Origin of the sequence: Amycolatopsis sp. DSM 110486 (assembly GCF_019468465.1) — a bacterium.
Classification (GTDB): domain Bacteria; phylum Actinomycetota; class Actinomycetes; order Mycobacteriales; family Pseudonocardiaceae; genus Amycolatopsis.
Window position 1 is genome coordinate 6,637,829 of the sequence record NZ_CP080519.1, and the last position, 24,942, is coordinate 6,662,770.

The window sequence follows — 24,942 nt, forward strand, 5'->3', positions numbered from 1 at the left end:
GCGAGGTGAACACCGCCACCGAAAGGACCCCCATGCCCACCACACACCACCTGGCGTCCAACGCCGCACCCGTCCGCTTCGAGCTCGACTCCGGCACTGCCGAAGTCCAGATCATCACTTCGGATGCCCTCGACATCGCCGCCATCCGCATCGAGGCCGAGGGCCCGCAGGCCGAAGCCGCCGCGAAGAACGCCACCCTCATCGAGATCGGCGGCACCGTCCGTCTCCAGATCCCCGCTATGTCCGTAGTGACCTCGGGGAACAGCACCACCGTGATGTCCGGGAACGGCAATATCTACGTCAGGCAGACCGCCGATGTCGTCGACGGCGAGCTGACCGGCGTCACCATCGATGGCGACGGCAACGTGGCGATCGGCGGCATGGTTGGCGGCGGCGCGTCGAACCGCATGCGCATCTCCGTCGCGCTGCCCAAGAACGCCGACGGCATCGGTCCCGTGGTGGGCGTCAAGTCCGCTACCGGCCCCGTGGCCATTTTTGGCGAGTACGCCCACGTCGTCGTGGAATCCCGCACCGGCAGTGTGTTCGTCGAGTCATCGGAACACGTCGAGATCACCACGCAGACCGGCAGTGCCGAGATCGACAACGCGGGCTTCGCGAAGGTCGAAACCCGCACCGGCCGCGTGTCGCTCGGGACGGTGACTGGCAAGGCCGTCGTGCGCACACAGGTCGGAGCAGTGCGCGTGCGCTTGGCCGCTGACGCGCGCATCGAAACCAGGACCGGGCCGATCGACGTCGACATGGTCACCGTGGCCGGCAGCCTGGAAACCCAGACCGGTTCGATCCATGCCTGCACCTCCACGGCGAAGCTCTCGGCGAAGTCGCGGACGGGGCGGATCAGCGTGATCGCCGACGCGGGCGTGGACAAGTCCCTCATCGTCGCGTCCTCGCGCACGGGCGGCGTCACCGTCCAGTAGTCGAGTTGCGCTGTGTTGCGCGTAGTTCGCGTGACTGTGTATAGTCATGAACAGTGCCGCTGAAAGCCCCCCGACAGCGACACCCACCACCAACACACGCGAGAGGAGAGCACCAGCGGGGCGGGCACCAACGCCCGCCCCGCCGCTCACCTCTCCACACCGCGAAGGAACCAGCAACCCCATGACCCAGCCCAAGGAAATGACCCCGCACGAGGCACTCGCCGCGTGGGTCAAGTTCGCCGACCTCTTCGACCAACTGGTCAACAACCTCGACGGGTACCTCCCCGCGATCGACGGCAAGCCCGCCATCGACAACGGCACCGGCGACGACGGCGAAGACGACAACGACCGCAAGACCGTGCTCGCCGCCATGAAGGACGCCCGCGCCGCCGCCGACTTCGTCGCCGGCCGCTACGCGCGCTACGCCTTCAACTCCCAGCCCCAGCCCGCTCAGCAGCCCGTCCACCAGCCCGCCCAGTACACCTACCCGCAGCAGTAACCCAGGAGCACCACCACGCCCCCAAGGAACCCGATGTCCGACACCGCCAAGACCGGCGCCAACAGCAAGAACACCAAGCCCGAACCGAAGATCCCCACCCCGGACCAGCCCACCACCCCGGCCAAGCCGAAGATCTGGAAGTCCCCGCGCGCGCTCGCCGTCGCCGTCCCCGCCACCGTCGCCGGGGGCGCCACCATCGGCACCCAGTTCGGCCCCACCGGGCTCCTCGCGGCCGGAGCCATCACCGCCGGAACCGTCGGCGGCACCTACGCCGTCAAGAAGTTCGGCCCCGGCATCTCCGCCCGCCTCGGCCTCCGCCGGGCCGCCAACGCGCTCGGCAAGGCCGCCGACCGCTCCAAGGGCGGACGCGAACGCGACAAGATCCTCGGCTCGCGCCCCGGCAGCTCCCGCACCACCACCCGCCGCACCACCAGCAGCGGCGGAGGCGGGGGCGCGCGTCGCGGGGGACTGTCCGGCCTCGTCGGCAAGGGCAAGGGCGGCGGCATCGGCGGATCACGCGGACGCGCTGGAGGCTCCCTGTCCCGCATGCTCGGCGGCGGCCGTGGTGGCGGCAAGAAGACCGGCCTCGGCACTCGCCGTGCCGCAGCAGCCGCGATGCAGCGCTCCCGTGGCGGCGGCATCGCCTCCCAGCTCCGCTCCAAGCGCTCCGCCAACCCCCGCACGGCCGGAAGCACCAAGAGCAGCTCCCGCCCCGGCAGCGGCGCACCCAAGGGCCGCACCACCGGCAGCAAGAACAGCAAGAGCCGAAGCGGCGGCCTCGCCGGGCTCATGGGACGCAGCACGAAAGGCCGCAGCACCGGCAGCGGCGCGGGACGCGGGACCGGACGCACCAACGGCCGCGGCAGCGGCGCCGGCCGCACCGGCGGCAAAGGCCTCCTCGGCGGCCTCGGCCGCAACCGCAACAACGGCACCGGACGCAACACCAAACGACGAGACACCAACACCACCGGCAAGAAGAACCCGAACAGCCAGAACACCAGCCGCAACCTCGGAGACCTCGCCGACAAACTCCGCAACCTCCACAACCCCCGCCAGCCCAAGTGGACAAACGGCGACCCAGCCCGCCAACAGCACCCCAGCGCCAAGGCACTCCGCGACCTCGACAAGCTCGAACAAAACACCGGAAAACATGGACAAACCGACAATGCAACTGAGTCGGACCGTCCTGATATCATGGTCACCAGGCCAAACGACACCAATTCCGCAGGAGCAACAGGAGAAACGACCATGGCCAGCAACTCCGGCAAGCACCGCGCATCCATCGTCCGCGCCAGCGACACCGCCGCCACCGGCACCGCAACCCGAGGCAACCGGTTCAACGGCATCATCGAGGCAACCGGCGCGCCGATGGACCACTTCGAGTCCGCGACCGAGCTGCACGACGGCATGGGTGACGCCGCGGTGGCCGTCGAGAACGTCGGCGGCATGCTCAAGCGGTTCGCCGACGCCGGCAAGGGCTCCGTCCGGCTCGCCCCGGGCATGAGCGACGTCCTCGACGAGTTCAACACCGCCGCGAACGGTGTTGCCGAGTCCCTGCGTGAGGGTCAGACCACGTTCAAGCGGGTCCACGAGCAGGACTTCGAGCGGATCGAGCGTGGCGGCCAGCAGGAATTGGCGTGGGACGTCGGTCGCAACGCTCGGTAGAGGCTCTCCGGTTCTTCCGGGGATCGAGGCCCCCGCACCCCAGTCCACGGGGTGCGGGGGTTTTCGTTTGTCGTGATCTTGGGAAACGTCTGCCCTGCACGGGATCCGGGCTGTGATGTGGTGCTCCGGTGGAGGGTGTCCACTGTGGGCGGTGTTCAATATGGCGCGTGAGGTTCGTTCGTCTGGCCCTGGTTGTCGGGGCGTGTGTCGCGCTCTCCGCGTGTAGCTCGGCGTTGCCGAGCCTGCCGGGGCTGCCGAGTGTCCCGCAGTTGCCTGTCCCGTCGTCGCTGCCCGGTCTGCCTGTGCCGGGCCTGCCGGGTGCTCCTGCCTCCTCGGGCGCACCCGCACCGGCGACGACGAGTGCCGCACCGTCCGCGCCGGCCGCGGGGGATCACCTCGCCGAGCTGAAGACGATGCTGGACAAGGCCGGCTGCAAGACGGCGCCGGCCGCGAAAGACGGAACCGCGGGCGCGGCGCGCTGCCAGGTTGGGGATGGCCTGGTGTACGTCGCGGTGTTCACCGATGCGGCGCAGAGGGACGCGTGGGTGAAGCAGTATCAGGCCGTTGGGCCGACGCGGACGGGGGACGCCCCGGTGTTGTGGGGAGTTGCGGGGCTCGATGAAGGGTCTGTCGACACGTTCGCGAAGGCGCTGGGGTAGACCGGCGGTCACAAAGGAACGGCCCACCATCCAGTCGGATGGTGGGCCGTTGTGTTTGAGGCACGGCAGGAGTCGGCCGGACTCACCGTGTAGGGGTGACCTCCGTGAACGGGCCTTCGGCGTCGAGCAGGAACGGCCAGACCTGGACGCCCGCGTAATCGTGGATGCTGTCCGCGTTCCTGCGGCGATCCTTCGAGCTCATGCGGTAGCACCCGTTCCCGGCCTGCTGGTGCATCCACACATCCCAGTCGAGGTCGGCCATTTTCGCGGGCGGCGGCGTCGGCAGCTCGTCGCCGGGCGCCCAGGTCCGGCGATGCGGTTCCCGTACGCGTCGCAGGATCGCGATCAGCTGCCGCGCCACGATCGGCGGCTGCTCATCCGGCAACGACGTGCTCAGCGCGGACACAGTCGCGCCCCACAGCTGCGCGTCGTTGTCCGCTGGGGTGTTCGCTCGGCCGGCCTGCACCCGCTCGACGAAGTCCGCGGCCTGTTGCTCGGCATCAACCACGCCTGCGGTCCGCAGGTGCTCAAGAGCAAGTTCGCGCAGTCGGTCGTCGTAGGCGTTTGGTGTGGTCAACGTGAGCCTCCCGGGTTGTCCTGAGGAATTCGAGGTGGGTCTACAGTGCCGCGACCGCCGTCGATGGTTCGTCCAGCCACAGGGTGTGCTGTCCGTCGGCGGTGACGGTGAGGCCGTACCGGTCGGGATTGGGGCGGCCGTGCTGGTCCCACTCGGCCACGATGGCGCCCAGCTCGGCGTAGAGCCGACGCGGGCCATGCTCCACGAGTTCCGCGCCACCGTCGGCGCGTCGAGCACGAGCCCAGGAGTCCGTGTTGGGATCGACGAGGAGCAGCTGCTCTCCGTCGGGGGCGTGGAGGGTCACGACCTTCACCGAGGGCATCTGGAGCTTCCGCAGGAACGCCACGGGTTCGGCGGTCGCGTGCTCGTGCCACGGGGCCAGCCACGCCGTCTCCGAGCTGTCGTCGAGGCAGGTGGCGAGGACATCGGCGGTGTTCGCGGCGACGTCGGTCGGGTCGTCGCGCATGGCCATGAACGCGGCGGTCTCCCCGAACTGTCCGGTGGCGGTTCCGTCGTCGGCGACGGTGAGGAGGATCAGCGCGAACGACAGGTTGACCAGGATCTTGCCGCCGGTCTGTACCTGCTGGAGCCACGCGGCGGGGACACGGTCGAGACCGCAGGTCGCGATGATCCGGTCGTACGGTGCTCGAGACGGGTATCCGAGGCGCCCGTCGGCGACGTCCACGTGCGGCCGGTGCCCGGCGGCGTCCAGCGCGGCGCGCGCGGTTGCGATGAGGTCCGGGTGGATGTCGATGCTGGTGACGTTCCCGCGCCGATGAAGTGCGACAGCAGGGCCGCGTTGTAGCCCGTGCCAGTGCCGACCTCCAGCACGGTGTGCCCGCCTTTGAGGTCGAGCTGGTGAAGCATGAGCGCCATCAGCGACGGTGCGGTGGAGGAGCTGGTGGCGGTGCCCCCGGCGTCGACCTGGGTGATGAGCGTGTTGTCGGTGTAGACGGCGGAGAGCGCGGTGCCGGCCTCGGCGGGGTCGGTCAGGTCGTAGTGGTGGAGCTGGCCGCCGCGGTGGGGGACGGTGAACGCTGTCACGAACGCTTCGCGCGGCACGGTGCGGAACGCGTCGAACCAGCGCGGGTTGTCGAGGTAGCCAGCGCGGGCGAGCCGGTCGGCGAACTCGCGCCGGAGGTAGTCGGCCTGGTTGCTGGTGGCTGTGGTCATGCCTGTCCTTCGGTGAGTTCGTCGGCGAGCGCCGTGGATTCCCTTGGTGGGTGTCGCGTTTCTGGAGGTCGCATCAGTCCCGCTCGGGTGATGGGACTGATGCGACCTCGTCCAGCCCCAGGAGGGGGAGAGCGGGGCTGGACCGCCGCGCAGGTCCGGCAGGACTTACGCGGACGCCTTCTTCGCCTCGGCGTGGGCGCTCGTGAGCGCCTTCTTGAGGCGGTCTGTGCGGTTCAGCAGGTCGTCGATGTCGCCCGGGGCGACGCCGCGCTTCGCACGCAGCTCACCGACCAGCTGCGCGACGGCGACGGTGAGGCCGTAGACGATCGCTTCGGCGTCGTCGAGCAGGTCACGCAGCTTCTTGTCAGCCATGGAATGCCTCCAAGTGCGGGGTAGTCGGGACACCCGCACCCGGAGGCAGCTCGGGGCCGGCCTCCGGCCAGAACGAGACGAGCAGCCGCGGGGCTCGGGGGAGCCAGCGCGTGAGCTGGTCGTCGCACGTGTCGCGGGTGGTCTGGTCGGGGACGAGCAGTAATCGGGTCATGAGGTCACCGTGTGGTCAGTCGACGAGGCCGCTGGCCTGGAACCTGGCCATGCGGATGTCGCAGTTCGGGCAGATGCTGCCGGTGGGGACCGAGACCGCGGTGACGCGCCGGCCGCACACGGTGCTGAACGCGGTGCCGGCCGGAAGCGGCTTGGAGTCGCGGCTGGCGCGTCCGTGGCGGCTCGGTTCGGCGTCCTGCCAGACGTACATCCGGAGCCCCCTCGTGAATGCATCAACGCTACGATTTGCGTGCATCACACTTGCCGATGCATGCATTCGGCGCAAGGGGTGCGTGCAGTCGTCACCTGAACGGGCCAAATACTCTAGGATCTGATGCATGTCCAGCACACGGGATACGCCTCGTCTCGTCGAACTCGGCCTGCTGTTGGCGAAGTTGCGGAAAGCCGCAGGTCTCGACCAGCGCGAAGCCGCCGAGCCGCTCGGGCGCGCTTCGTCGCACATCTCCCGATGGGAGAACGCGAAGCTGCGCCCCGAAGAGGAAGAGCTCGCGGACTACCTGCGGATGCTCGGCGCCACGAGCGAACAGACCGTCCTCGCGTTGAAGTTGTGGCGGGACGCAGCGGACCCCAACTTCCTCACACCCGGGATCGGGCGCGAATACGCCGTCGTCACGGAGTACGAACGGCTCGCCGAGCACATCACCAACTTCCAGCCGACGATGATCCCCGGCCCGTTGCAGACATGGGCGTACGCCCGATCCGTCATCGCCGCTGCTGGTGCAACAAGCGAACAGCAGGTCGAGGACTGGACGAACGTGCGAATGAAGCGTCGCGAGGCGGTGTTGGCAGGCCCCGTGCGGTACGAGGCGATCATCGGCGAGCACGCCCTGCGTTACCCCGCCTGCTCACGCGAAATCGCCATCCCGCAGTTGCACGACCTCATGCAGACGGCGGAGTTGCCGCACATGACGATCCGTGTGCTGCGATTCGGGTTCGGCTACGACCCTGGGCGCGAGGGCTCGTTCGTCTTGATTGAGGGCGACGAGTCCAAGCCGGTCGTGCATCTCGAGCAGTACCGGTCAGCCTCCACGCTCACGAACGCGCGAGACGTGAAGGACTACACAGACGCGGCGGAACGACTCCGCCGTGCCTCGATGAGCCCTGTGGCAGCAGTGAAGCTCATCGGGGAGATTGTCGATGAGATGGAGCGTACCTAATGACGGAACCGCAGTGGCGAAAATCGTCCTACAGCGGTGGGCAAGGCGAGTGTGTCGAGGTGAAACCGGACCCCGAACTGGTCGAGGTCCGCGACACGAAGGACCGCGCCGGCGGGACACTCGCAGTAGACGGCGACGCGTGGACGGCGTTCCTCGCCCGCATCTGACGATCGACACAACGGTGCCCCAACACCCGCTCGGGGGTGTTGGGGCACCCGTGTTTCCAGGGTCAGTTCGCGGCCGGCATCGGCCAATCAGCCAGCTCCGTCTTCGTGGCCGGCCGCCACGTCGGGTTCTCGCGCATCGTCTGCGGGTCGCGGATCACCGACGCCGTCGGCTGGTCGTCGCGGCTCTTCTGCCACCACACTCCGGCCTTGTCGGCCGGCACGAGCCACCGCCCACCCGCGACCGGACGCTCAGCGACCTCCACGAACACCGACGCCTTGCTGAAGTCCGGCACTGCCTGTTCCTCGGCCATCGCGCTCCTCCCTCGCTGTTTCGCCTTGTCACGCTGCCACAGTGGGCACGGCCACTCGCCCTCGGGGCACTGCCGATCAGTCGGTGACGGTGACCGACACAAACACCTGCTTCTCCACCCCCCGGTGTCCGCCGTCGACGAGGAAACCCGGGGAGCAGGGGCACATGCCGCACCCGGCGAAGCGCGAGAACGTCCAGCCAAGCTCAGCGCTCCGGCCGCCGGCCTCGACGATCGCCGCGTTCACCTCGGCCTCGATCGCGAGGACGGCGGCACGGGTCGTCGCGTTGGCATCCAAGATGGCGTGCTTGCCGTCCAGGGCGGTGGGCTCGAGGTGGATGCGGTGGCCACAGTGGGTGTAGTACGCGTGCGAAGCCGGGTCGAACTCGTCGTTGACGGCCTTGCGTTCGCGGTACTCGTTGTTGAGCTCGAACCGGTCGAGGTCGAGCGCCTTGACATCGGTGACGGTGAGCTTCATCGGCAGTCGTCCCTTCGCGTGGGTGATGGATGGCAGGGCGGGCTTGCGGTCATTTCCAGTCGGTGATCTCGAACGGGAAGCCGACGACGCCTTTGCACGCTCGACATTCGTAATGGTCGGTCTCGAAGTGGGCGTCTCCGCCGCCCACAGAGATCACGTCACCCTGCTCGTCAACGTGGAGCTCGTTCCAACGGATGGCGGAATCTACTTCGCGGATCTGGTCCACTGCCTGGCATCGCGGACAGACCAACGATCCGTCGCGCATCTGGACGGCGGGCAACTTGGACATGCTGACGGCCTTTCGTCGTGGTCGGTGGGGGGCGGGCTTCTCCGCGCCTGTGCGGCGCTGCGCCAGAGGCATCCGGGATACCGTCCCCGGCCTGCCTACCCGCCTGCTGGTCTCCTACGTGGGCGCCGGGGCCTCGAACCCCGGGTGGCTTCCTGTCGCCCGCCTTGCTACTTGTCGTTCTTGTGCAGCCAGCGTTGGGCCGCGTGCCGCACGTCGATGGGCGCGTGTCCCGCCGCGAGCATGTCCGTGATCGCGGCGACGCTCGCGTTGAGCGGCTTCATTCGGTCGCCGTAGAGGTAGTGGTTGGCGGCGCCGGTGAACAGGTTGTTCAGTTCCCAGGTCTCGGTGTTGACGGGCGGGAAGTCGATCTGCACGGGTTCTCCTTGGTTGATGGGGTTGGGCTTCGACGTGCCGCGAGCCCGGCTCAGCCCAGGGGGACGGTGTCCGGCGCCTGCGCCTCCCGCAAATGCCTCTCCATCCGTTCGAACGCCTCGTCCCAGTCGGCGAACAAACCCGCGATGACCGGGTCGTACTTGCCGTCGGTGTCGCCGTCGAAGTCGTGCACCTCGACCACGATCACCTCACGGGCAGGGGTGTCGAACGCGTAGATGCGGCCAACCAGGTCACCGAGGTCGTTGACGTACTCGCTCACGGAGCCGGAGAAACCTTGGATCTTGTCGAACTTCATGTGCTGCTCCCGGGTTTCGGGCCGGGCCGCCGCGGCTGGCGGCCCGGCCGGTGTGGTCAGCGGGTGACGGTGGCCGCGTGGCCGTTCTCGATGTGCTGGGCGCTCGTGCTGCCCGTCGCCTTGGCCATGCCGTAGGCGGCGCCGATCAGGGCGAGACACTCGGCGCAGTCGTCGTGCTCGGCGGTGTGCGTGACGGGGGCGAAGTAGGGGTTGTAGCCGCGGCGGTCGTCCTTGAGGACCATCGGCTGGCCGTTGAAGGTGACGATGTCGCCCTCGTTGAGCTCGATGACCTTCACCGGCCGCTTCTGCGAGTAAGCCGAGATCACCGGCGGGTGGGAGATGACGGCGACGTAGGGGCCGGGGAGGATGGGGCCACCGGACTCGTGACGGGCTTCGCCGTCGGGGCCGACGTACATCAGGTCGGCGTTGAGGGTGCGGCGTTGGTAGCGGCTGTAGATGCGGTAGGTGACCCAGGTGCCGTCCGCGGCGGGGTTGTACTGACTGGGGGTGTCCCAGTAGTCGGCTTCGTTGTAGTGGCTGGCGACGAGGGTGGCGGTGTGGGTGGTCACTGGGTTCCTCCTGGTGTCCCGTCCTGCTGTTGTTTGTGACTATACACATAGACTGTAACCCGTGGCAACAGCGCGTACGGGGCTTTGCGTCAGTGGAAGGAGTGCACGTAAGCCGTCATCGCGGCCTGCGCGGTGTTGGCCTTGCGCGCCTTGCCGATGGTGAGGTCGATCTCCCAGTCGCCCATCTCGTGGTGGACGTATTCCCAGTTGGCACGGTGGGCGTCGTCGTGGAAGGCCTGCCCGAGGGCGTAGTCACGCACGGCGTCGATCAGCTTCTGGCGGGCGGCGGTGGGCGCCATGGTGGCCTCCGGGGGGTCGAGGGGTTGCGGGCCTTTCTGGCCGCGCCCCGGGGCTTCCGGGGCGCGGCCGGCGGATCACTTGCCGAGTTCGGCGAGGGCGGCCTTCTCGCAGCTCTTGCAGAGCTTCCGTCCGCCGCGCAGGCGGGCGGTCTCGAGGATCTCGGTGAGGTTGTCGCTGGTGGGGCCGATGGCCCAGCGGACGGTGCGGGAGAGGGCCGAGCAGGCGTTGAGGGAGTAGTTGAGGCTGTCGTCCGAGCTGTGGGTCCGGATCTGGAGGCCGTCGATGTGGTTGGTGGTCCGGTTGTACTTGAGGGTGTAGGTGGCCATTTCGGTTCCTCTCTCGCGCTGTTGTTAATGACTATACACAACACCAGCGCAACAGGGCAACGCGGGTGCGCACAGCAAAACGCCCTCGACCCAAACGGGTGAGGGCGTATGTGCGAGAACTCGACCGGCTACCAGACGTTCACACGCAACGGGTACGCACGATCACCCACCCGCCAGCGCACACCACACCGAGGGCAACTCAACCGCGTACGCGGCGCATACCGTGTGCGATCCCACGTCCGCACCGCATGACACTCCGGGCACCGCTGCGGCTTGTCGACGTTCCGCTGCACCCACCGGAACTCACGCCCCACCGCCGGCGCAGCAGGCGCCGGCACGTCACGCACCACGCACGGACCCACCGCATCCACCATCAACGCCACAGCCTCCGCGTGCCCACAGCGCGCCTCGTCCAATGACCCGTACAGCCGCCGATCCAACCCGAAACCCTGGCCGAAGCGGGTCGCCACCGTGTCGAAGATCGTCGGATCGTCGCCGTGGAACGGGTTCGGGTCCGCGCCCAGCCACGACGTCCACACCTCCGCCATGGGCACGTTGCCGGCCACGGGCGTCACCGTCGTGTGCTGCACGATCCGATACGCGTCGTCGTTCTGCAGCTCCAGCCACTCGGTACGGCCGATCGCCCTGCCCTCGCGGTCGTAGTACATGCCACCGTCCCCGTCCGGCGCCGAAACTCGCTGTTGCGGAAAGTGTGCATCACCGGTTGCGGTCGTGCGCGCCGAGCTCATCCGGCCGACGTGTCGTCCTTCGCGTGGGTGTCGAAGTTCCCCGCGGCGCGGATCAGGCCATCCAGCGCCATGCCGGCCAAGCCGTTGTGGACCGCATGCACAACGCGCGCGGCGATCGAGCCGGCGGTAGGAACGCCGGGCGTGCCGATGCGGGCCACCGAGGCGCCGTCGCGTTCGATCTGGTCGGCCAGCTCGCGCAGCTGCGCGGCAGTCCTGTTGATGTTGCGCACGATCTCGTCGCCGAGGGCTTCGCGCATGGTCGGGCGGGGCATGACGGGCTCCTGTTCGGGGTGGTGGGTTCTGCTGGCGGGTGGGAGCGTCAGGGCTGGTCGGGGAGGGCCTGGAGTGCGGCGATCGCCGCGGCGCGGTTGGTGGCGGTCTTCTCGCGCTTCCACAGGTCGACAGCGTGCTCGGCACGGATCACGGCCTTGCGGTATTCGACGCCCGCGAGCGCGGCGCGGCCGGCTTCAGAGTCGAACGGGATGCAGTGGCGCGTCGCGCCCCACCGGCTCTTGCGGTTGGCGTAGATCTGGCCGTCGATCGAGAACCGCGGCTCGTTGGCGCTCTCGACGTTGAACGACTGCTTGTTGACCTTGGTGATGGTCGTGACGACGACGCTGCCGGGTTCGCGGTGTCCGGGGTGGCTGCTGTAGAGGACGACCTTGGTGCCGGGGGTGATCCAGGCCGGGGGGCTGCTCTGGGACATGGTGTTCCTTCCTGGACGGATGATTTCGTGGTGTCGCCCGCCTTGCTACTTGCGGATGGTCTTCAGCCCGTCGGTCAGCGCCTGGATCAGCTTGCGCGTCTGGGCGGGGTCCATCGGCAGCGCCTGGCCGGTGCCAGGGGTGAGAACCGTGACGGTGGCGTTGAGCTTGTCGACGCGGACGTCGATCCATTTGCCGTTGGTGGTCTTGGCGGCGGGGATCAAGTCGGACATGGTCGGGTCCTTTCGTTGTGTCGGACGGGGGGCGCCGGTCTGGCGCCCCCAGGGAGTCAGGCGGCCCGCTTGTGCTTGCGGAGGTTCATGGTCTTGGTCATCGAGACCTTGGTGGCGCCGCAGTCGCGGCAGGTGCCTCGGGGGTAGAGGAGGCGCGGGTTGTAGCTGCCGCGCACCGCGGACTTGTTCTCGCAGTAGACGTTGTCGCTGGCGGCCTTGGCCGACGCCTTGAGCTCCTGGTACGCCTTCATGGCTTCGGGGGTGCAGCACGCTTCACAGGGGGCCCAGTCGTTGACCTCGTTGGCGGGGATCGTGGTGATGTCGCCGGTGAAGATCGAGCGGCGGTAGTTGGCGCAGTGGGGGTTGGCGTGGCGGTGGCTGCCCTTGCCGGTGCGGTAGTAGGTGGTGGTGTCGGTCATCGTGTGCCCCTCCGTCGCTGTTGTAAACGACTATACATCACGCGTCGCAACAGTGGCAACCAGGTCTCTTGCCCCGTCATTTGCACCACCGAGCGACCCGCGCCACAACACCGCCAGCCGCCCGCCCACGACAAGCCCAAACGCCCCCGACCCTCATTTGCACACAAACCCTCACCCCGGACACGAAAAGGCCCCCTGGACGCAACCAGGGGGCCAAACGCACACCTACAGCGGACACTCAGTCGAACGGCCGTCGAAGCATCGCCAACGCGTGCGCGCGGCCAGCCGCAGTCACCTGCTCCCGGGCATCCATCCGCAACGCCCGCAACTCCCAGAACCGATCCGCCGCCGCCTGATCACCCTCGGCCGCGCGACGGAACAGCTCCGTCATCTCCTGGTCCAGCTCGGTCACGCCGCCACCGCCGACATGAAGAAGAACATCTCCTGCGGGTCCGTCATCTGCTCGACGTCGATCGGCATACCGCGCACCCACGTCATCCCGTTCACCTTGGCGATCGTGCGGATCGTGCGCTGCTCGTCCTCGGTGAATGTCACCTCGTAGGCGGGTGCCGTGATCCGGATCGCGCCGTCGAGCGTGCCGCCGAACATGACCCGGCAGTGAGCCTTGATCTTGTGGTGCTTGAGACGGCCACGGAAGTGCTTGGCCATCTCGGTTGGCGTGTTGATCGCCATGGTTGGTTCCTTTCGCGTGTGTGTCAGCAGAACTCGTGGCCCCGCGCCCAGCTCGCTCCTACGCGGCCGACGCCGGCCGCGGGACCTGGAACGCGTCGAACCGCTCGGACGACCCGTGGGACCAGCTGAACCGGTCGGTTACGTCCTCAGGCGAACAATCCGTACGATCCCCAACGTGAAGCTGCTGGTCTGGGAACTTGTTCGGGTCCTCCTCATGCCCCTCCGCGAGCAAACACCGGTACGTCGCCGCCGCAACCTCAGGGCGCTTCGTCCTAGGGTTCGGCCGCACAGCCCAACGGCACCGCGACGCGGCCGGCTCAACCCACTCGCCCGGCTCGTCCTGGAAGTCCGCCGGCCAGAACGCCTCGCACTGCTCGCAGTGCCAGCCGTCCTCCCACACCGTCGTTTCGCCGCACAGCGAGCAGTCGGGCGCGAGCGGTTCCAGCGGCGGGGGAGCCGGCCGCGACGCCGTGGCCTGATTCTCGTTCAACAGGGTTCCTTTCGGTCTGGGGTCACAGGTGGCGGTTCCACGGTGCGTGCGCGATCTGCTCGCCGTTCAGCACCAGCCGGAGCGCGGTAACCGGGATCTCGCCGGGTGCCGAGTAGTACCCGGTCATCCGGGCCAGCTCTGAGCGCAACTGAAGGTGTGCATTGCGTTCGTTGCTCAGCGACTCTTCGAGCGCCGCAACGCGCCGCGCCAACTCGGTTTGGTTCACCCGGGCAAGTTAGCTCAACCACTGCAACCACGCTCGGGTGATGGGTTGCGGTTGCAGGGTGTTACGAGGTTGCGGTCTCGTCGCCGTCCGGGTCCGACTCGGGCGCGTCCTGCCAGTCGCAGAACTCCGGGGCACAGGCGCACTCGTCGGGGCAGCACAACCCCGCGCAGCAGTGTTCGAGACAGCCGCAGTCGGGCACGTCCGCTCCCTCAGTCGTCGGTGCCACAGTTGGGGCAGCCGTCGGTCAGGTTGTAGCCGTGGCCGCAGTCCGTCGTGCTCGCGACGGCCTGGCCGGGCCCGAGGATGAAGTAATCCGGGTAGGCCTGGACGTCGGCGTAGGTGATCGTGCGGGCGAGAACGTCAGCCGGCGGGACGGGGGCGTTTGCGCCGCGGGCGTCGAGGAACTTGCTGAGGCGGCTGGCGCCGTCGCGGAGGTTCTTGTCCATCGTCCTGGGCCTTTCTAGGCGGGGCCGGAGTTGACCGGCCCCGCCCGGTTGGTGTTGGCGGGTCAGATGGCCTCTGCGATCTGTTCCACGCAGCTCGGGCAGAGCCACCGCATGACCGTGGTGTTGTAGACGTCTGCGTCGTAGGGATCTTCGACGAGGTCGACGTCGGTGTTGGTGCAGCTGCTGGTGCCGCCCTCACAGTTCGAGGCGGCGACGAACAGTTCTTTCCCGTGCCCGGTCATCGTGTCTGCGCCCTCAGCGCGCGCAGCTTGTCCTCGGCGTCCAGTGCGCGGGCCTTCCACGCCTCCATGTCGGTGGTGAGCTTGTCGATCTGCGTGGCCGTCTCGAGCAGGTTCGCGAGCGTCATGTTGGCGGCCGAGGGCACGTGCGCCGAGTGAGGGCGACGGCGGTTGTGCTTCATGAGGTGCGGCCGGACGCTGTACTGGTTCGGGCTCGTGTAGTCGCAGTGCTGGCAGCCGTACACGGTGCGGCCGTCCTCCAGCCGCAGCGTGCGGGTCTGTTCCCAGACGACCGTCTTCTTGCCGCTGTTGGTCTTCATCGGGGTCACGGTCGGCTCGTCGCCGACGACGAGTACTCCATCGACGTGGGTCGCGGTCATGGTTCTCCTTGTTTCGTGGGGAAGGGGTGGTCAGGCGGTGGTGGTGGGCTGGGGCAGGAGGTCGGCTTCGTACTTGGCGATGATCAGGGACTGCCATGCCTGGCGGGGGTTGGTGGGGGAGAGCTGGGTGGTGTGATCGGTGTCGAAGATGGCCCAGAGGCTGCGGTTCGGGTTGACCTTGCGGATCTGGCGGCCGTCGAAGTTCTCGTAGACGCCCTTGGCGACGCGGGTCCATTTGCCGGTGGCGTTGTCGAGGGTGTGCTGCTGGTTGGCGAGGACGGTCATGTGGGTCATGGTCTGGCCTGGCTCCCGTGTTCGTCGTTGTTGTTATCGACTATACACGTTGAGCAAAACAGAAGGCAACACGACCTGGGCAACGTTGAGGACGCCACCCCGAAGGGTGAACCCAACCCCACGCCCACCCGCTACAGTCAGCCCACGGGTGACCCGGGACAGAAGACTGGACAACCCAAAAAGACCCCGCAGGCAACCACACCGCCTGCGGGGGTCTTTCACACTCTCAGCAATGCCAGCTAGCCACCGCCACGGCACCGAACGTCCCCGCCGGCACAACCGCGAAGAGGTGCTCCTCGGCCCTCGCGTCGAACTTCGGCACAGACCACCACAGCCGTGGCTCATCCGCGAGATCCGGGCCCCAGTCACCGAAGTCCTCGGCCAGCGCGTACCGCTCGGCCGTATCGCGAGCCCGCGCGACGTCATGCGTCCCGACCACGTACACGTCACCGTCATCGTCCTGGAACACGTCGATGCCGATCACGCCCGCACCTCCAAGCTGTTCGCGAACTCGGCTGCGATCCGCAAGTCAGCCCGCGACGTCTGCTCGTCCCACCACTCCGGCGAACGCGGCCACGGGTTCGACGTCGGGAAGTTCCACATTCGCGCCGCCCAGTAGTGGGCCGGCCGGCGCGACGGCGTAGGACGCGCACATTCGGAGCACAGCACGTCCGTACGCGGCAGCATCGTCACACCCCACGAATGGCCGCACTCGCGGCACTTCTCCCGCATGCCCGCCATCAGCGCTCGTCCGGGTTCGGGGAGTGGTCGCCGCCCCAGATCTCGGCACCATCGATGTGGTACCAGTCCCCTTCGTCGTCGCGTCGCAACGGACGGCCGCACGAACACAACGTGTCGCCCTCGGCCAGCGCATAGCGGATGGTCACGTCCACCCACGACGGCGCGGCCACCGTCACCTCGTCGTCGGTATGGATAGTGACCACCACGGGGACTGGCTTCGATCCAGCTACCTCCGGTGCGCCGAGGTCACGGAGCATGTCCCGGATGGCCTCGGCAGCCGCCGGCGTAACCCACGACAGCCGCTCGAACCGATCCAACCGCTCCAGCGCGGTCCCAAGCCTCTGCGTCGGGCTCGTGTGCTGGATCGTCTCTTCCTTCACTGCTGGTTCTCCTTCGCGTGTTCGGCGATGTGGGCCTCGAAGCGGGCGCGGACGTGGTCGATGAAGCACCGGCGGCACAACCGGTCGGTGGTGGTGAAGCCGGCCTTCTCCAGCGCGGCGAAGAGGTCCGCCTCTGTGTGGCTGTTGACGTCGGCAAGATGGGTGGTGACGCGGGCGCGGGCGCAGTGGGACAAGCCGCTGGGCTCGAAGGCGCTGTGCACCCTCCCCGTGCTGGACGTGCCGATGATGGTCTTGATGCGGAAGTTGGGCACGGAACCCCTCTCGTGGTCAGCGGTTGTAGGTGGCCCGGTAGATGGCCCGCAACCGCGGGTAGAAGCACTTGCCGCACAGTCGGGTCGGTGCGACCTTCGCGGCCAGTAGCGCGGCGATGGTGGTCTCTTGGCCATCGGCGAGGTCCCCGAGCGAGTCGGTGACCACGATCCCGCCGCCGCAGAGCGCGTTGCCGTTGTGGCCCCACGCCATGTGGACCTTGCGGGTGGTGGCGGTGCCGATGACGGTCCACGCGTCGCTGAGGCGTGCCATGGCGGGGCTCCTTGTCGTGGTTGTGGTCGAGGGGTGGACGCGCTCGGTGCGTGTCCACCCCGGCGGGTCAGCTGAAGGTGACGTCGTTGCGGCCGAGCTGGTCGCGGCACCAGTCGCGGATGGCGTTGTGGACGTCGTCGAGGGTGGTCGGGTCGACCACGACGATGCCGACGTTGTCGGTCATGGGCTGGTAGCCGCGGGACACGGCGGGGCTGTCGGGGGTCCAGGTGTCGAGGGGGATGCTGGCGATCTGGCCGTCGCCGTTGTAGGCGCGGAGGTTGCCGTCGTCCCCGCGGTGCGGCTCGAAGACGGTGTGGCGGGTCCAGGTGATGCGGTCGACGGTCTTGAAGGGGGTGAGGTCGAGGGCCATTGTGTTCTCCTGGTGTCGGTCCCGGTGTTCCGTTGTTGCTTACGACTATACACACATGGGTTGCGGTGTGGCAACGGGAGACGACACAAAAACGGGGGCCACCAAACGGCAGCCCCCGAACACCCACCACGGCCCGTCAAACGTCCCGGTCGCCGAGACGTCCACGCTCGTACAGATCGCAAGCCACACGCTCGATACGGCCCCAACTGCGCGACACAACCAGCGCCGCCTCGTCGCGGGCCTCGGCCTCGCTGTACCGGGTAAGCTTCCGCAACTTGCGGAAGTCCGCGCGATCGCGAGTACCGCCCACGCTCGCCCAGCGCCGAGCCTCGCGGCTGCCGTAACCGATGCCAGTCAGGAACCGGTACTGCGCTTCCTCTCCAGCGAGCAGCATGGCCACGAACCCCAGCTCCGACAGGCGTCCACCCGGTGACAGCTCCACGGTGTAGGTCACGCCATGGCCGCGGGCATCGAGAACGACCTTCCGGATCGTGCCCCCCGCGGCCTTGTGGGCGACCGCATGCCCGGCCTCGTGGTGCGCGGACACCGCCCGGGTCAACGCGGTATCCGCCGAGCGCTTCTCCCTCCCGGACAGCTGCCCGGCCGACAACTGGAACCAGCTCACGTCAGGACCTCGACGTCGTCGTCCTCGCCCATCTCCAGCTGCTCAGCCGTCCACTTCAGCGACAACGCCGACCCGTCGGCCGACTTCCAGTCCAGCTCCACGTACGGGCCCACGCACGAGTCCGCCCACTCCAGCGCCTCACTCACCGTGAGGTTCTGTTCTCGCCACACCTTAGGCTCCTCGCCCGGCGTATGCGCGGTGAGCTTCCATTCGGAGTGGATCATGCTTTCCTTGCCCTGCAAGACGTAACGGATCATCAGTCGCTCTCCTTGGGTGTGTGCTGGCGGGTCAACTCGGTGTCGATGTCCTGGCGCAGGTCCAACGGCAGCTGAGGCATCGCGGAGTCGGTGGCCTGGACGCGGAACAACAGCAGCGACATGCGCGCGTGCGCGTCGCTGTCGGGCAGTGCAGGCCGGCTGGTAGCCAGCAGCCCGTGCGCGCGCTTCAACTCGGCGCCGCGGGCCTTCAGCTGCCGGCGCAGATCCTTGTTCTCGGCCGTGAGTTTCCGGCGCTCGGCTAAGACCACGATGAGGCTGCTGAAGCCCCGGCCGAAGAACTCGGCGATGCCCTCACCGAAGAAGAACAGGGCCACGAGCAGCAAGGCCCAGTTCTCGCCCAGGAAGTGCCAGAACTCGTTCACGAGACGCTCCTTGCCGCCCGGCGCGCGAGCATGCGCCGCTTGCGCTGCTCGTTGCTGGGCTCAATCCAGGTGTGCAGGCCGGTCCGCGTCACGCGGGTGAAGTGGGACTGCTGCTCGATGCCGCAGTCGGCGCAGCTGTTCGGCGGGTCGAGGTCCCGGTTGCGCGCAGTCGTGTCGCTCACCAGTCCTTCACCACCGCAGTGCCGGCCTCGGTCAGCTCCACCCGGTGCAACGGCACGCCGTCGGTGTCCGCACCCACCCAGTTCAGCCAGATCAAGCCCTGCTCGTAGAGCTCGTCCAACGCGGACGCATCGAGCATGTCCACCGCGGCGCCCTGGTCGGTCTTCCAGCCCCTCACGTAGCGGCGGCGGCCAGCCGCGACCTCCAGTAGCTGCAAGTTCTGGATCTTCGCCCAATCCACGGTCACCGCTCCTCGTGCTCGACAACCACACCGGTGGCCGCGAACACCGCCAACATCCGCTGCCCCGACTCAAGAAGGCGGGCCACCAGCTCCAGCGCGTGCGCCGGCGATTCGGCGCGTGTGGTCATGTACGTGTAGTTCCCGCCACTGTCGCCGGGCGACAACGTCACCAGGTATTCGCACTCGGGGGCGGGAGCCTCGTCCGGACGTTCGGACGCAACCCCGCCCGTCGTCACGTCGGGTTCGCCGACGCGCAACGTCTCCGGCAGGACCGGGTACGGGCTATCTGGGTCGTTGATGGGCGCCACCCAGTGCTCCCCGTCGCTGTACTCGTACCGGCCGGTCAAAATGCGGCCGGAACCCACATGGCCGGTGATGACCTCGCCGTGCACGATCGGGGCGTCGGCGTAGCGGATCGCCATGAGGTCGGCGAGCGCCTGTTCCCCGCCGCGCGCCTCGACGTCGAGCAGCAGCTCCGACTTGCGGTAGCGGATCACGGGCCCCTGATTCGGGGCACAGCGCTCGAACAGTTGCAGGGCCTCGGCCTCGGTGACCGGGAAGTGCCGTTTGGTTGTCAGCACGATTGGTGTCTCGCTCTCTCGTCAGGCCAGGTCTTCGGCGGGGATGTTCGCGATCAGGACGGCGTCAAAGTCGAAGTCGAACTGTGCGGGGTCCGTGCCGTCCGGCGCCGCCTCGACCGCCGTCTCAAATTCGGCGAAAGCCGTGTCGAGAGCCTCGGACGCCTTGGGGTATCGCTCCTCCAGTGCCTCGCAGACCCAGGCGTGCACCAGCCGCTCCTCAGCACTGAGACTGTCGTCGGGCTTCGTCCTCAGCTCAAGCAGCGTGCCGACGAGGATTCTCGTGGGCTGGGCCGCGATGAGCGCCTTGCCCTTGGCGATCTTCTGCTCGCGGGTGGTGGTCATCGCGGGTCCTCCAGTTTCTTGACGGTGATGCGGAAGGCGTGTCCGTTGCCGTCGTAGTTGCGCAGGGTCAGGGTGTTGTCATCGACGTCCGCGAGGCCGTCGTGGAGGTCCTTCAGGCGCTCGTAGATCAGCCACAAGAGTTCTTCTTCGTGGAGGAACTCGCTGAGGTTGCGGTGTTTGGCCGCCATGGTTTCTCCGTTCGTCGTCAGGCGGCGTCGGCGAGGACGTTCCGGGCGGTGTGGGTCCAGTCCTTGACGGCCCAGTGGGGGCGCATCTCGGTGCGAAGCTTCTTGGCCTCGTCAAGGCGGAAGTCGTCGAGGGCCTCAGCGATCTGGGTCTGGTAGCGGTCGATGTGTGCGGCGGCTTCGGCCCAGATGGCGTCGACGCGGGCAGCGAACGTGGGGAAGACCCCGTGGTGGGCGGCGGTGTAGGTGGCGATGGTGGTTTCGACGGTGTCAGGCATGTGGTGTGTCTCCCTCAGGCGTGTTGTGATCGACTATACGCAACGGAGCGCAACAGAGCAACACACGTTCGGGTCAGCGACTGACTCGCGACCTCTGTGTATAGTCAAATACAACAACGCGAGAGAGGCCCCGCATGAACATCAACGCCCACCTCAAAGGCCAGCGAGTCGCCACCCTGCCCACCGCTCGCGGCCGGCGCCTCGCCAAGGACTTCCCCGGCTGGGGCGCCGACAACGCCACCGACTTCCTCCTCCCGCAGGAACCCGGACTCGAAGGCGAAATCACCTCCGTCACCTCACATGGCAGCCACCCCTACACCCGCTACGTCGTCCGCTTCGACGACGGCAGCCGCAACATCGAAGCCGTCCTCGGCGAGGACATCGAACTCACCTACTGACCACCCGGGGCCTGGCGGAACCCCCGCCGGGTCCCGTCGAAGGGAAGGGCAGCAACCGATGGTCACCGCCGCAACTGTCGCCAACGCGGCCGGAATCGCACCCCGCACCAAGCACTACGTCCTCCGCGACGAGTACGGGATCGCCTACGACGGCAACCGATCCACACACGTTCTCGCAGCCCTCCAGCGCTCCGACCGGACACCCGATCTCGACCACGCCGTCCGTATCGCCGCTATGGGCCTCTACAAGGCGTTCACGACCGGCCGGATGAACATCCACCTCGCCCGCCGCGTCCGCGAGCAGTACAGCCCGTACCAGCTGTGCGCGCTGGTCGCGCGGATCGCGAACGAAGCCGGACCCGACGCCACGATCGGCTACCTCGCCGACCACTGGATCAACCAGCACGCCGACAACCTGTAAGGAACCACCTTGTCCATCGCGATCACCCACACCTACGCCGAAGGCACCCTCCTTGACGGCACCACCCGCGCGGAAGGCGTCAAGGGCACGCCCACGCGCGCCGTGCTCGACCGCTACGGCTGGAAGTGGGGCCGCTCCATCGACTGCTGGTTCCGGCGCAACAGCCGCGACCAGCCGGCCGTGCGCGCCACCATCGACGCCACCGCCGAGGCGCTGCGCGAGCTGGGCCACGACGTCACGGTGAACATCGACAACACCCCGCGCGACATGGCCACCGCCGAGGCTGAACGCGCTGCCCACATGGACGATCGCGTCGAGGCGATCAGCGACAAGGCTCAGCGGCGCGCCCGGGAAGCCGAGGGGCACCAGAAAGCCGCGGACCAGTTCTTCGACAACATTCCGCTTGGGCAGCCTGATCTGGTCGACCACTACTCCTACCCGAAGATCAAGCGCCAGCGCGAGCGTGCGACGGGGCACGACGACAAGGCGCGGGAGCTGCGCAGCGCTGCGGAGTATCACGCCACCCGCGCCGACACTGCCTCGCAGCACATGGACCGCCGCTACGCACCAATCACGGTCGCGAACCGCATCGAGAAGCTGGAGGCCGATCTGCGGCAGCGGTCGCTGGCCCCTGAGTGGCGCGCGAAGTACGAGACCGACCTGACGTACTGGCGTGGTGTTCGTGAGCAGCAGATCGCCGACGGTGTGGCCACGAACTACAGCCGCGACACCATCGGCAAGGGCGACTTCGTGCGGTACGGCGGCACTTGGTACCCGGTGATGCGGGTCAACGACAAGTCGGTGTCGATCCCGTCCATTGTGGGCGGTACGTGGTCGGACACGGCGAAGTATCACGAGCTGCGCGACCACGCGCCGCGCGACACGGAGCGCTGGCGGCAGGCGGTGGCGTTGCTGCGGGTGCAGATGGAGAAGGTGGTGGCGTCGGGGAGGAAGGAGCACCCGGGGATCGTGAAGTTTCTGGAGCTGCACGATGGCACGCCGTAATCCCAAGGATCGTGGCCAGCAGCGCGCGGCGTGGCACGAGCTCGGCCACGCGCTGGTTGACGACGAGCTGGGCCTGCGTGTCGTCAAGATCGTGCTGGAGATCGACTTCGGTTACACCCGCGTACACGCGGATGACCATCAGTGGCGCGAGTATGCGATCGCCTGCATGGCTGGGTGGGAGGCTGAAAAGCTCTGGGAGAAGCACCACAACGGTTGGTTTGGCTGCAAGAGCCCCAGCCAGCGTGACTACGAGCTTTTCCGTGAGGCGGTGCAGGGTCGTCGTTTCTCCGAAGAGCAGGCGCAGGCGGCGGCGCGGAAGATCCTTCGACGGAAGCGTGACGTACTGGAGGAGCTTGCGCCGCGACTGATCGTGGAGGGGGGCCTCATGGGCAGGGATCTGCGGTGAGGTTCCTGGCGGAGGTGGCGTGACGCGACACCCTCGTGTTGCCCTGGGTTGTGGTGATGTGTATAGTCGTAAACAACAGGACGACGAGCCCAACACCACAACCCCAGGAGGACCCCATGGCCACCACGACCACCCACGAGGCCACCACCTTCGTCGTCCGCGACTACTTCAACGAGCGCGACACCAGCACCGGCTTCTCCACCATCCACCACTACAACTGCGACATCCTTTCCACACCGGCACGCACCGCGTCCTACAACCTCGGCAGCTGCTGGTACGTCATGGACACCACCTACCCCCGCTTCCCTGGCACTACCGGAAGCCTCGACCAGATCGAGCGCAACTACCGCGCCCGCTGGACCGTGCCCATCACCATCAACCGCTGCACCTGCCTCGACCACTTCACCGAACCGTTCGTCGTCATCCCGGACGGGGCGACCGTCGAATACCGGGGGAGCCTCGACGCCCTGCACGGCACCTACCGGGTGTTTGAGCAGTGCGAGTGCGAAGGGTGCGACGTCGAAGACGACGAGCGCCGCCGCCTCGGCCTCTACCCGACCACCGCGGACATCCGCTACGTCCTCGTCGGAAACGGCAAGCGCATCCACCACGTGCGGCGCTCCTCCATCATCGCCGCCTGACCCACCACGGCGGGGGCGGCCACCACAGCCGCCCCCGCCAGAAAGGACCACCACTGTGGACTTCCGCCCAGGGATCATCTCCCGCCACCCGGTCATCGCAGCCGCCCAACGCGCCGCCGCAGCAGCCGACGCGGAGGTCTACCAGCTCCGCTGCGCCTGGGCCGACCGCGAATCGATCATGGCCGCCGAAGACCGAGCCGACGTGCTCCGAGCCAAGGCCAACACCCTGCTCTCCACCCCTCGCGCCACCTACTGACGACCGACCCCAACCACCCCAATAACGAAGGGATCCTCGCCATGTGGATCGAGTACAAGTCCGGCGGCCCCAAGGCGAAACCCACCGGCCGCACCCTGCCTGACAGCGGCATTGCCGCCCGCCTGAAGCTCTGGGACGTCGAGCCCGGGAACCTGTGGTACCGGGACCGCGAGACCGGCGACGTCATCTGCATGAGCCGCGACGGCCGTCCCCTCGCCGTGTACCGCCACGACGGCACCAGCGACAGCGACGACAGCTCGGCGGAGATGGCCGGCGGGACCGTCGTCCACGTCCGGGAAGCCCTCGCGCACGTCGAGCAGTGGCAGAACCGCCACCTCAACGTCGCCGACTACAGGGTGACCGGCGCGATGCAGTACCTGCGTGCCGCCGCGCACATGCTCAGCTACCTGACCGGCGAGGAGACCGACCGGGCCTTCGAGAGCGCCATGAAGGCGTTCCGCGAGGCGCACCCCGCCGAGGAGACGGACGCCCGCGCGTGACATCGGCGCGGCACGGTCCCACGGGAGCGTGCCGACGCCGTGACCGCACGGACATGAAAGGACCAGCCATGGACTTCGTTCCCGGCAACGAGCTGTACCCCGGCGTCGTCATCAAGAGCGTCTCGCCGTTGACACCCGACGAGCGGATGGCGCAGTGCTTCACCTGTGACGTGTTCCAGGACAAAGGGGAGATGACCGTTCGGGCGTACGCCGTCGGCGACGACCCGAACTCACTCCAGTACTTCCACCTCCGCTGCGCGGAGTCGGAGGTGGTCCACGTCCAGGGCCGCAAGGTCACGGTGTTCGTGGGCGCCGACGGAAACGTCCGCGTCGAGGCACCCGAGGACGTGACGGTGAACGTGGTCCGCGAGGACCTCGGTTAGCCCGCGTGGTCGCGGTCGTCTCCGCCCCTTGGCTGGACGGCGGCGGCCGGGACCGCGCGGACAACCCGAGCGGCACAAGCACCACCAACCGAGAACAACCCAGCGACACACGCCCGAAAGGAACCCATGCCCGCCCTCACCTACGACGACAAGCTCTTCGCCGAGTTCTACTCCGCCAACCACGACGTCCTGTACGTGACGCGCTCTGGGCGCTACCCCGGGATGCTCGACGCCTTCGCCGACAAGGAGGGGGCTGACAAGGTCGACGCCATCAACGAGAACATCCTTGCCCACCTGGCCCGCAGTCGTGAGGTCAAGGTGTTGCGCCTGGACAACGGCAAGTCGTGGAGCCCCGGGAAGAAGTGCTGAGACCCGTTCGGTAGAGACCTACACCCTGGAAGGAAACTGATGGCAAAGAAGGACCACAAGGTCGCGACCTGGAACATGCTCGGCCAGAAGACCGGCGACAGCTGGGCTACCGCTGAAGAGGCTCGCAAGGCCGAAGACCTGACGTTCGTCGACGACGAAGACGTGCCGTTTGACGACAGGGTGAGCATCACCCGCGTGACTCCGCCTCGTCGGTAAGGAACCGCGGCAAG

56 protein-coding genes and 1 pseudogene are annotated in these 24,942 nt (G+C 67.7%); 16 read left to right on the forward strand and 41 right to left on the reverse strand.

Annotation, left to right across the window (positions count from 1 at the left end; all coding sequences use genetic code 11):
- Nucleotides 1–32 precede the first annotated feature (32 nt).
- From K1T34_RS32310 to K1T34_RS32325, 4 genes are all read left to right on the forward strand, one after another.
- On the forward strand, nucleotides 33–935 hold the full coding sequence (locus K1T34_RS32310; RefSeq protein WP_220238523.1) for a hypothetical protein: 903 nt from the start codon (nucleotides 33–35) through the stop codon (nucleotides 933–935).
- A 181-nt stretch (nucleotides 936–1,116) separates the two neighbouring features.
- Entirely contained in the window at nucleotides 1,117–1,434 is a 318-nt protein-coding gene (locus K1T34_RS32315; protein WP_220238524.1) for a hypothetical protein, read from the forward strand.
- Nucleotides 1,435–1,467: 33 nt separating this feature from the next.
- Nucleotides 1,468–3,099 carry a hypothetical protein gene (locus K1T34_RS32320; protein ID WP_220238525.1) on the forward strand — a complete coding sequence of 544 codons (1,632 nt, stop codon included), beginning with the start codon at nucleotides 1,468–1,470 and terminating at the stop codon, nucleotides 3,097–3,099.
- A 167-nt stretch (nucleotides 3,100–3,266) separates the two neighbouring features.
- Nucleotides 3,267–3,758: a hypothetical protein gene (locus tag K1T34_RS32325; protein WP_220238526.1), complete on the forward strand. Its 492-nt coding sequence runs from the start codon at nucleotides 3,267–3,269 to the stop codon at nucleotides 3,756–3,758.
- An 82-nt stretch (nucleotides 3,759–3,840) separates the two neighbouring features.
- On the opposite strand, the gene K1T34_RS32330 is transcribed toward K1T34_RS32325, so the two are convergent.
- The 5 genes and pseudogenes from K1T34_RS32330 to K1T34_RS32350 all read right to left on the reverse strand — a co-directional run bounded on the left by K1T34_RS32330 (nucleotide 3,841) and on the right by K1T34_RS32350 (nucleotide 6,262).
- Complete coding sequence (locus tag K1T34_RS32330) at nucleotides 3,841–4,335, reverse strand: hypothetical protein (RefSeq protein ID WP_220238527.1); 495 nt, start codon at nucleotides 4,333–4,335, stop codon at nucleotides 3,841–3,843.
- A gap of 40 nt (nucleotides 4,336–4,375) precedes the next feature.
- A pseudogene (locus tag K1T34_RS54760) lies at nucleotides 4,376–5,508 on the reverse strand (methyltransferase domain-containing protein).
- 165 nt (nucleotides 5,509–5,673) lie between these two features.
- The gene (locus K1T34_RS32340) at nucleotides 5,674–5,880 is read right to left on the reverse strand and encodes a hypothetical protein (protein WP_220238528.1); all 207 of its coding nucleotides are present in this window, start codon (nucleotides 5,878–5,880) and stop codon (nucleotides 5,674–5,676) included.
- Nucleotides 5,873–6,052 (reverse strand): hypothetical protein, encoded by a 180-nt coding sequence (locus tag K1T34_RS32345; RefSeq protein ID WP_220238529.1) that lies wholly within the window; start codon nucleotides 6,050–6,052, stop codon nucleotides 5,873–5,875. The genes K1T34_RS32340 and K1T34_RS32345 overlap by 8 nt, the downstream gene beginning before the upstream one ends.
- 15 nt (nucleotides 6,053–6,067) lie before the next feature.
- Nucleotides 6,068–6,262 carry a zinc finger protein gene (locus K1T34_RS32350; protein WP_220238530.1) on the reverse strand — a complete coding sequence of 65 codons (195 nt, stop codon included), beginning with the start codon at nucleotides 6,260–6,262 and terminating at the stop codon, nucleotides 6,068–6,070.
- 127 nt (nucleotides 6,263–6,389) lie between these two features.
- On the opposite strand from K1T34_RS32350, the gene K1T34_RS32355 reads away from it, so the two are divergent.
- Both K1T34_RS32355 and K1T34_RS32360 read left to right on the forward strand, forming a co-directional pair.
- A complete protein-coding gene (locus K1T34_RS32355) occupies nucleotides 6,390–7,229 on the forward strand; it encodes a helix-turn-helix transcriptional regulator (RefSeq protein ID WP_220238531.1) in 840 nt (279 codons plus the stop codon).
- Complete coding sequence (locus K1T34_RS32360; protein ID WP_220238532.1) at nucleotides 7,229–7,396, forward strand: DUF397 domain-containing protein; 168 nt, start codon at nucleotides 7,229–7,231, stop codon at nucleotides 7,394–7,396. Before K1T34_RS32355 ends, K1T34_RS32360 begins: the two co-directional genes overlap by 1 nt.
- Before the next feature lie 62 nt (nucleotides 7,397–7,458).
- On the opposite strand, the gene K1T34_RS32365 is transcribed toward K1T34_RS32360, so the two are convergent.
- The 36 genes from K1T34_RS32365 to K1T34_RS32540 form a co-directional block, all read right to left on the reverse strand.
- Nucleotides 7,459–7,707, reverse strand: a complete 249-nt coding sequence (locus tag K1T34_RS32365; RefSeq protein WP_220238533.1) for a hypothetical protein — start codon at nucleotides 7,705–7,707, stop codon at nucleotides 7,459–7,461.
- 76 nt (nucleotides 7,708–7,783) lie between these two features.
- Nucleotides 7,784–8,182 (reverse strand): hypothetical protein, encoded by a 399-nt coding sequence (locus K1T34_RS32370; RefSeq protein WP_220238534.1) that lies wholly within the window; start codon nucleotides 8,180–8,182, stop codon nucleotides 7,784–7,786.
- Nucleotides 8,183–8,231: 49 nt separating this feature from the next.
- A complete protein-coding gene (locus K1T34_RS32375; protein WP_220238535.1) occupies nucleotides 8,232–8,471 on the reverse strand; it encodes a hypothetical protein in 240 nt (79 codons plus the stop codon).
- 167 nt (nucleotides 8,472–8,638) lie between these two features.
- Nucleotides 8,639–8,845, reverse strand: a complete 207-nt coding sequence (locus K1T34_RS32380; protein WP_220238536.1) for a hypothetical protein — start codon at nucleotides 8,843–8,845, stop codon at nucleotides 8,639–8,641.
- Between the two features lie 50 nt (nucleotides 8,846–8,895).
- The gene (locus K1T34_RS32385) at nucleotides 8,896–9,159 is read right to left on the reverse strand and encodes a hypothetical protein (protein WP_220238537.1); all 264 of its coding nucleotides are present in this window, start codon (nucleotides 9,157–9,159) and stop codon (nucleotides 8,896–8,898) included.
- A 56-nt stretch (nucleotides 9,160–9,215) separates the two neighbouring features.
- A complete protein-coding gene (locus K1T34_RS32390) occupies nucleotides 9,216–9,728 on the reverse strand; it encodes a hypothetical protein (protein WP_220238538.1) in 513 nt (170 codons plus the stop codon).
- An 89-nt stretch (nucleotides 9,729–9,817) separates the two neighbouring features.
- Nucleotides 9,818–10,027 carry a hypothetical protein gene (locus K1T34_RS32395; RefSeq protein WP_220238539.1) on the reverse strand — a complete coding sequence of 70 codons (210 nt, stop codon included), beginning with the start codon at nucleotides 10,025–10,027 and terminating at the stop codon, nucleotides 9,818–9,820.
- A 75-nt stretch (nucleotides 10,028–10,102) separates the two neighbouring features.
- Nucleotides 10,103–10,354 carry a hypothetical protein gene (locus K1T34_RS32400; RefSeq protein WP_220238540.1) on the reverse strand — a complete coding sequence of 84 codons (252 nt, stop codon included), beginning with the start codon at nucleotides 10,352–10,354 and terminating at the stop codon, nucleotides 10,103–10,105.
- A gap of 128 nt (nucleotides 10,355–10,482) precedes the next feature.
- Complete coding sequence (locus tag K1T34_RS32405) at nucleotides 10,483–11,022, reverse strand: zinc-ribbon domain-containing protein (RefSeq protein WP_220238541.1); 540 nt, start codon at nucleotides 11,020–11,022, stop codon at nucleotides 10,483–10,485.
- A gap of 77 nt (nucleotides 11,023–11,099) precedes the next feature.
- Nucleotides 11,100–11,375: a hypothetical protein gene (locus K1T34_RS32410; RefSeq protein WP_220238542.1), complete on the reverse strand. Its 276-nt coding sequence runs from the start codon at nucleotides 11,373–11,375 to the stop codon at nucleotides 11,100–11,102.
- Between the two features lie 47 nt (nucleotides 11,376–11,422).
- Nucleotides 11,423–11,809, reverse strand: a complete 387-nt coding sequence (locus K1T34_RS32415; RefSeq protein WP_220238543.1) for a hypothetical protein — start codon at nucleotides 11,807–11,809, stop codon at nucleotides 11,423–11,425.
- A gap of 45 nt (nucleotides 11,810–11,854) precedes the next feature.
- Nucleotides 11,855–12,040: a hypothetical protein gene (locus tag K1T34_RS32420; RefSeq protein WP_220238544.1), complete on the reverse strand. Its 186-nt coding sequence runs from the start codon at nucleotides 12,038–12,040 to the stop codon at nucleotides 11,855–11,857.
- A gap of 56 nt (nucleotides 12,041–12,096) precedes the next feature.
- Nucleotides 12,097–12,459, reverse strand: a complete 363-nt coding sequence (locus tag K1T34_RS32425; protein WP_220238545.1) for a hypothetical protein — start codon at nucleotides 12,457–12,459, stop codon at nucleotides 12,097–12,099.
- Between the two features lie 238 nt (nucleotides 12,460–12,697).
- On the reverse strand, nucleotides 12,698–12,871 hold the full coding sequence (locus tag K1T34_RS32430; protein WP_220238546.1) for a hypothetical protein: 174 nt from the start codon (nucleotides 12,869–12,871) through the stop codon (nucleotides 12,698–12,700).
- On the reverse strand, nucleotides 12,868–13,152 hold the full coding sequence (locus K1T34_RS32435) for a hypothetical protein (RefSeq protein ID WP_220238547.1): 285 nt from the start codon (nucleotides 13,150–13,152) through the stop codon (nucleotides 12,868–12,870). The genes K1T34_RS32430 and K1T34_RS32435 overlap by 4 nt, the downstream gene beginning before the upstream one ends.
- Before the next feature lie 58 nt (nucleotides 13,153–13,210).
- Nucleotides 13,211–13,642 (reverse strand): hypothetical protein, encoded by a 432-nt coding sequence (locus K1T34_RS32440; RefSeq protein WP_220238548.1) that lies wholly within the window; start codon nucleotides 13,640–13,642, stop codon nucleotides 13,211–13,213.
- A 22-nt stretch (nucleotides 13,643–13,664) separates the two neighbouring features.
- The gene (locus K1T34_RS32445; RefSeq protein ID WP_220238549.1) at nucleotides 13,665–13,868 is read right to left on the reverse strand and encodes a hypothetical protein; all 204 of its coding nucleotides are present in this window, start codon (nucleotides 13,866–13,868) and stop codon (nucleotides 13,665–13,667) included.
- A gap of 209 nt (nucleotides 13,869–14,077) precedes the next feature.
- Nucleotides 14,078–14,314, reverse strand: a complete 237-nt coding sequence (locus K1T34_RS32450) for a hypothetical protein (protein WP_220238550.1) — start codon at nucleotides 14,312–14,314, stop codon at nucleotides 14,078–14,080.
- A 62-nt stretch (nucleotides 14,315–14,376) separates the two neighbouring features.
- Entirely contained in the window at nucleotides 14,377–14,556 is a 180-nt protein-coding gene (locus tag K1T34_RS32455) for a hypothetical protein (protein ID WP_220238551.1), read from the reverse strand.
- Nucleotides 14,553–14,933 carry a hypothetical protein gene (locus K1T34_RS32460; protein ID WP_220238552.1) on the reverse strand — a complete coding sequence of 127 codons (381 nt, stop codon included), beginning with the start codon at nucleotides 14,931–14,933 and terminating at the stop codon, nucleotides 14,553–14,555. Before K1T34_RS32460 ends, K1T34_RS32455 begins: the two co-directional genes overlap by 4 nt.
- 30 nt (nucleotides 14,934–14,963) lie before the next feature.
- Complete coding sequence (locus K1T34_RS32465; protein ID WP_220238553.1) at nucleotides 14,964–15,218, reverse strand: hypothetical protein; 255 nt, start codon at nucleotides 15,216–15,218, stop codon at nucleotides 14,964–14,966.
- 235 nt (nucleotides 15,219–15,453) lie between these two features.
- Nucleotides 15,454–15,711, reverse strand: coding sequence for a hypothetical protein (locus K1T34_RS32470; RefSeq protein ID WP_220238554.1), 258 nt, complete (start codon nucleotides 15,709–15,711; stop codon nucleotides 15,454–15,456).
- Nucleotides 15,708–15,968, reverse strand: coding sequence for a hypothetical protein (locus K1T34_RS32475; protein ID WP_220238555.1), 261 nt, complete (start codon nucleotides 15,966–15,968; stop codon nucleotides 15,708–15,710). Before K1T34_RS32475 ends, K1T34_RS32470 begins: the two co-directional genes overlap by 4 nt.
- Nucleotides 15,968–16,348 carry a hypothetical protein gene (locus K1T34_RS32480; RefSeq protein WP_220238556.1) on the reverse strand — a complete coding sequence of 127 codons (381 nt, stop codon included), beginning with the start codon at nucleotides 16,346–16,348 and terminating at the stop codon, nucleotides 15,968–15,970. Before K1T34_RS32480 ends, K1T34_RS32475 begins: the two co-directional genes overlap by 1 nt.
- A complete protein-coding gene (locus K1T34_RS32485; RefSeq protein ID WP_220238557.1) occupies nucleotides 16,345–16,620 on the reverse strand; it encodes a hypothetical protein in 276 nt (91 codons plus the stop codon). The genes K1T34_RS32480 and K1T34_RS32485 overlap by 4 nt, the downstream gene beginning before the upstream one ends.
- Before the next feature lie 16 nt (nucleotides 16,621–16,636).
- The gene (locus tag K1T34_RS32490) at nucleotides 16,637–16,891 is read right to left on the reverse strand and encodes a hypothetical protein (RefSeq protein ID WP_220238558.1); all 255 of its coding nucleotides are present in this window, start codon (nucleotides 16,889–16,891) and stop codon (nucleotides 16,637–16,639) included.
- Between the two features lie 67 nt (nucleotides 16,892–16,958).
- On the reverse strand, nucleotides 16,959–17,261 hold the full coding sequence (locus K1T34_RS32495) for a hypothetical protein (RefSeq protein ID WP_220238559.1): 303 nt from the start codon (nucleotides 17,259–17,261) through the stop codon (nucleotides 16,959–16,961).
- Between the two features lie 136 nt (nucleotides 17,262–17,397).
- Entirely contained in the window at nucleotides 17,398–17,886 is a 489-nt protein-coding gene (locus K1T34_RS32500) for a M50 family metallopeptidase (RefSeq protein ID WP_220238560.1), read from the reverse strand.
- Complete coding sequence (locus K1T34_RS32505; RefSeq protein WP_220238561.1) at nucleotides 17,883–18,143, reverse strand: hypothetical protein; 261 nt, start codon at nucleotides 18,141–18,143, stop codon at nucleotides 17,883–17,885. Before K1T34_RS32505 ends, K1T34_RS32500 begins: the two co-directional genes overlap by 4 nt.
- Complete coding sequence (locus K1T34_RS32510; RefSeq protein ID WP_220238562.1) at nucleotides 18,143–18,526, reverse strand: hypothetical protein; 384 nt, start codon at nucleotides 18,524–18,526, stop codon at nucleotides 18,143–18,145. The genes K1T34_RS32505 and K1T34_RS32510 overlap by 1 nt, the downstream gene beginning before the upstream one ends.
- Nucleotides 18,523–18,708, reverse strand: coding sequence for a hypothetical protein (locus K1T34_RS32515; RefSeq protein ID WP_220238563.1), 186 nt, complete (start codon nucleotides 18,706–18,708; stop codon nucleotides 18,523–18,525). The genes K1T34_RS32510 and K1T34_RS32515 overlap by 4 nt, the downstream gene beginning before the upstream one ends.
- Nucleotides 18,705–18,953 carry a hypothetical protein gene (locus K1T34_RS32520; protein ID WP_220238564.1) on the reverse strand — a complete coding sequence of 83 codons (249 nt, stop codon included), beginning with the start codon at nucleotides 18,951–18,953 and terminating at the stop codon, nucleotides 18,705–18,707. Before K1T34_RS32520 ends, K1T34_RS32515 begins: the two co-directional genes overlap by 4 nt.
- Nucleotides 18,950–19,528, reverse strand: coding sequence for a hypothetical protein (locus K1T34_RS32525; protein WP_220238565.1), 579 nt, complete (start codon nucleotides 19,526–19,528; stop codon nucleotides 18,950–18,952). Before K1T34_RS32525 ends, K1T34_RS32520 begins: the two co-directional genes overlap by 4 nt.
- A 21-nt stretch (nucleotides 19,529–19,549) precedes the next feature.
- Nucleotides 19,550–19,870 carry a hypothetical protein gene (locus K1T34_RS32530; RefSeq protein WP_220238566.1) on the reverse strand — a complete coding sequence of 107 codons (321 nt, stop codon included), beginning with the start codon at nucleotides 19,868–19,870 and terminating at the stop codon, nucleotides 19,550–19,552.
- Nucleotides 19,867–20,058: a hypothetical protein gene (locus tag K1T34_RS32535; RefSeq protein WP_220238567.1), complete on the reverse strand. Its 192-nt coding sequence runs from the start codon at nucleotides 20,056–20,058 to the stop codon at nucleotides 19,867–19,869. Before K1T34_RS32535 ends, K1T34_RS32530 begins: the two co-directional genes overlap by 4 nt.
- Before the next feature lie 17 nt (nucleotides 20,059–20,075).
- The gene (locus K1T34_RS32540; protein WP_220238568.1) at nucleotides 20,076–20,333 is read right to left on the reverse strand and encodes a hypothetical protein; all 258 of its coding nucleotides are present in this window, start codon (nucleotides 20,331–20,333) and stop codon (nucleotides 20,076–20,078) included.
- 134 nt (nucleotides 20,334–20,467) lie between these two features.
- On the opposite strand from K1T34_RS32540, the gene K1T34_RS32545 reads away from it, so the two are divergent.
- The 10 genes from K1T34_RS32545 to K1T34_RS32590 all read left to right on the forward strand — a co-directional run bounded on the left by K1T34_RS32545 (nucleotide 20,468) and on the right by K1T34_RS32590 (nucleotide 24,928).
- Complete coding sequence (locus K1T34_RS32545) at nucleotides 20,468–20,731, forward strand: hypothetical protein (RefSeq protein WP_220238569.1); 264 nt, start codon at nucleotides 20,468–20,470, stop codon at nucleotides 20,729–20,731.
- Nucleotides 20,732–20,789: 58 nt separating this feature from the next.
- The gene (locus K1T34_RS32550; RefSeq protein WP_220238570.1) at nucleotides 20,790–21,152 is read left to right on the forward strand and encodes a hypothetical protein; all 363 of its coding nucleotides are present in this window, start codon (nucleotides 20,790–20,792) and stop codon (nucleotides 21,150–21,152) included.
- 9 nt (nucleotides 21,153–21,161) lie between these two features.
- Nucleotides 21,162–22,157, forward strand: a complete 996-nt coding sequence (locus K1T34_RS32555) for a DUF3560 domain-containing protein (RefSeq protein WP_220238571.1) — start codon at nucleotides 21,162–21,164, stop codon at nucleotides 22,155–22,157.
- Nucleotides 22,144–22,563, forward strand: coding sequence for a hypothetical protein (locus K1T34_RS32560; RefSeq protein ID WP_220238572.1), 420 nt, complete (start codon nucleotides 22,144–22,146; stop codon nucleotides 22,561–22,563). The genes K1T34_RS32555 and K1T34_RS32560 overlap by 14 nt, the downstream gene beginning before the upstream one ends.
- A 116-nt stretch (nucleotides 22,564–22,679) precedes the next feature.
- Nucleotides 22,680–23,204: a hypothetical protein gene (locus K1T34_RS32565; RefSeq protein WP_220238573.1), complete on the forward strand. Its 525-nt coding sequence runs from the start codon at nucleotides 22,680–22,682 to the stop codon at nucleotides 23,202–23,204.
- A gap of 55 nt (nucleotides 23,205–23,259) precedes the next feature.
- A complete protein-coding gene (locus K1T34_RS32570) occupies nucleotides 23,260–23,460 on the forward strand; it encodes a hypothetical protein (RefSeq protein WP_220238574.1) in 201 nt (66 codons plus the stop codon).
- A 41-nt stretch (nucleotides 23,461–23,501) separates the two neighbouring features.
- Nucleotides 23,502–23,960 (forward strand): hypothetical protein, encoded by a 459-nt coding sequence (locus tag K1T34_RS32575; RefSeq protein WP_220238575.1) that lies wholly within the window; start codon nucleotides 23,502–23,504, stop codon nucleotides 23,958–23,960.
- A gap of 68 nt (nucleotides 23,961–24,028) precedes the next feature.
- Entirely contained in the window at nucleotides 24,029–24,343 is a 315-nt protein-coding gene (locus K1T34_RS32580; RefSeq protein ID WP_220238576.1) for a hypothetical protein, read from the forward strand.
- Between the two features lie 126 nt (nucleotides 24,344–24,469).
- Nucleotides 24,470–24,712: a hypothetical protein gene (locus K1T34_RS32585; protein WP_220238578.1), complete on the forward strand. Its 243-nt coding sequence runs from the start codon at nucleotides 24,470–24,472 to the stop codon at nucleotides 24,710–24,712.
- Nucleotides 24,713–24,751: 39 nt separating this feature from the next.
- On the forward strand, nucleotides 24,752–24,928 hold the full coding sequence (locus K1T34_RS32590) for a hypothetical protein (protein ID WP_220238580.1): 177 nt from the start codon (nucleotides 24,752–24,754) through the stop codon (nucleotides 24,926–24,928).
- The last annotated feature ends 14 nt before the right edge of the window (nucleotides 24,929–24,942 follow it).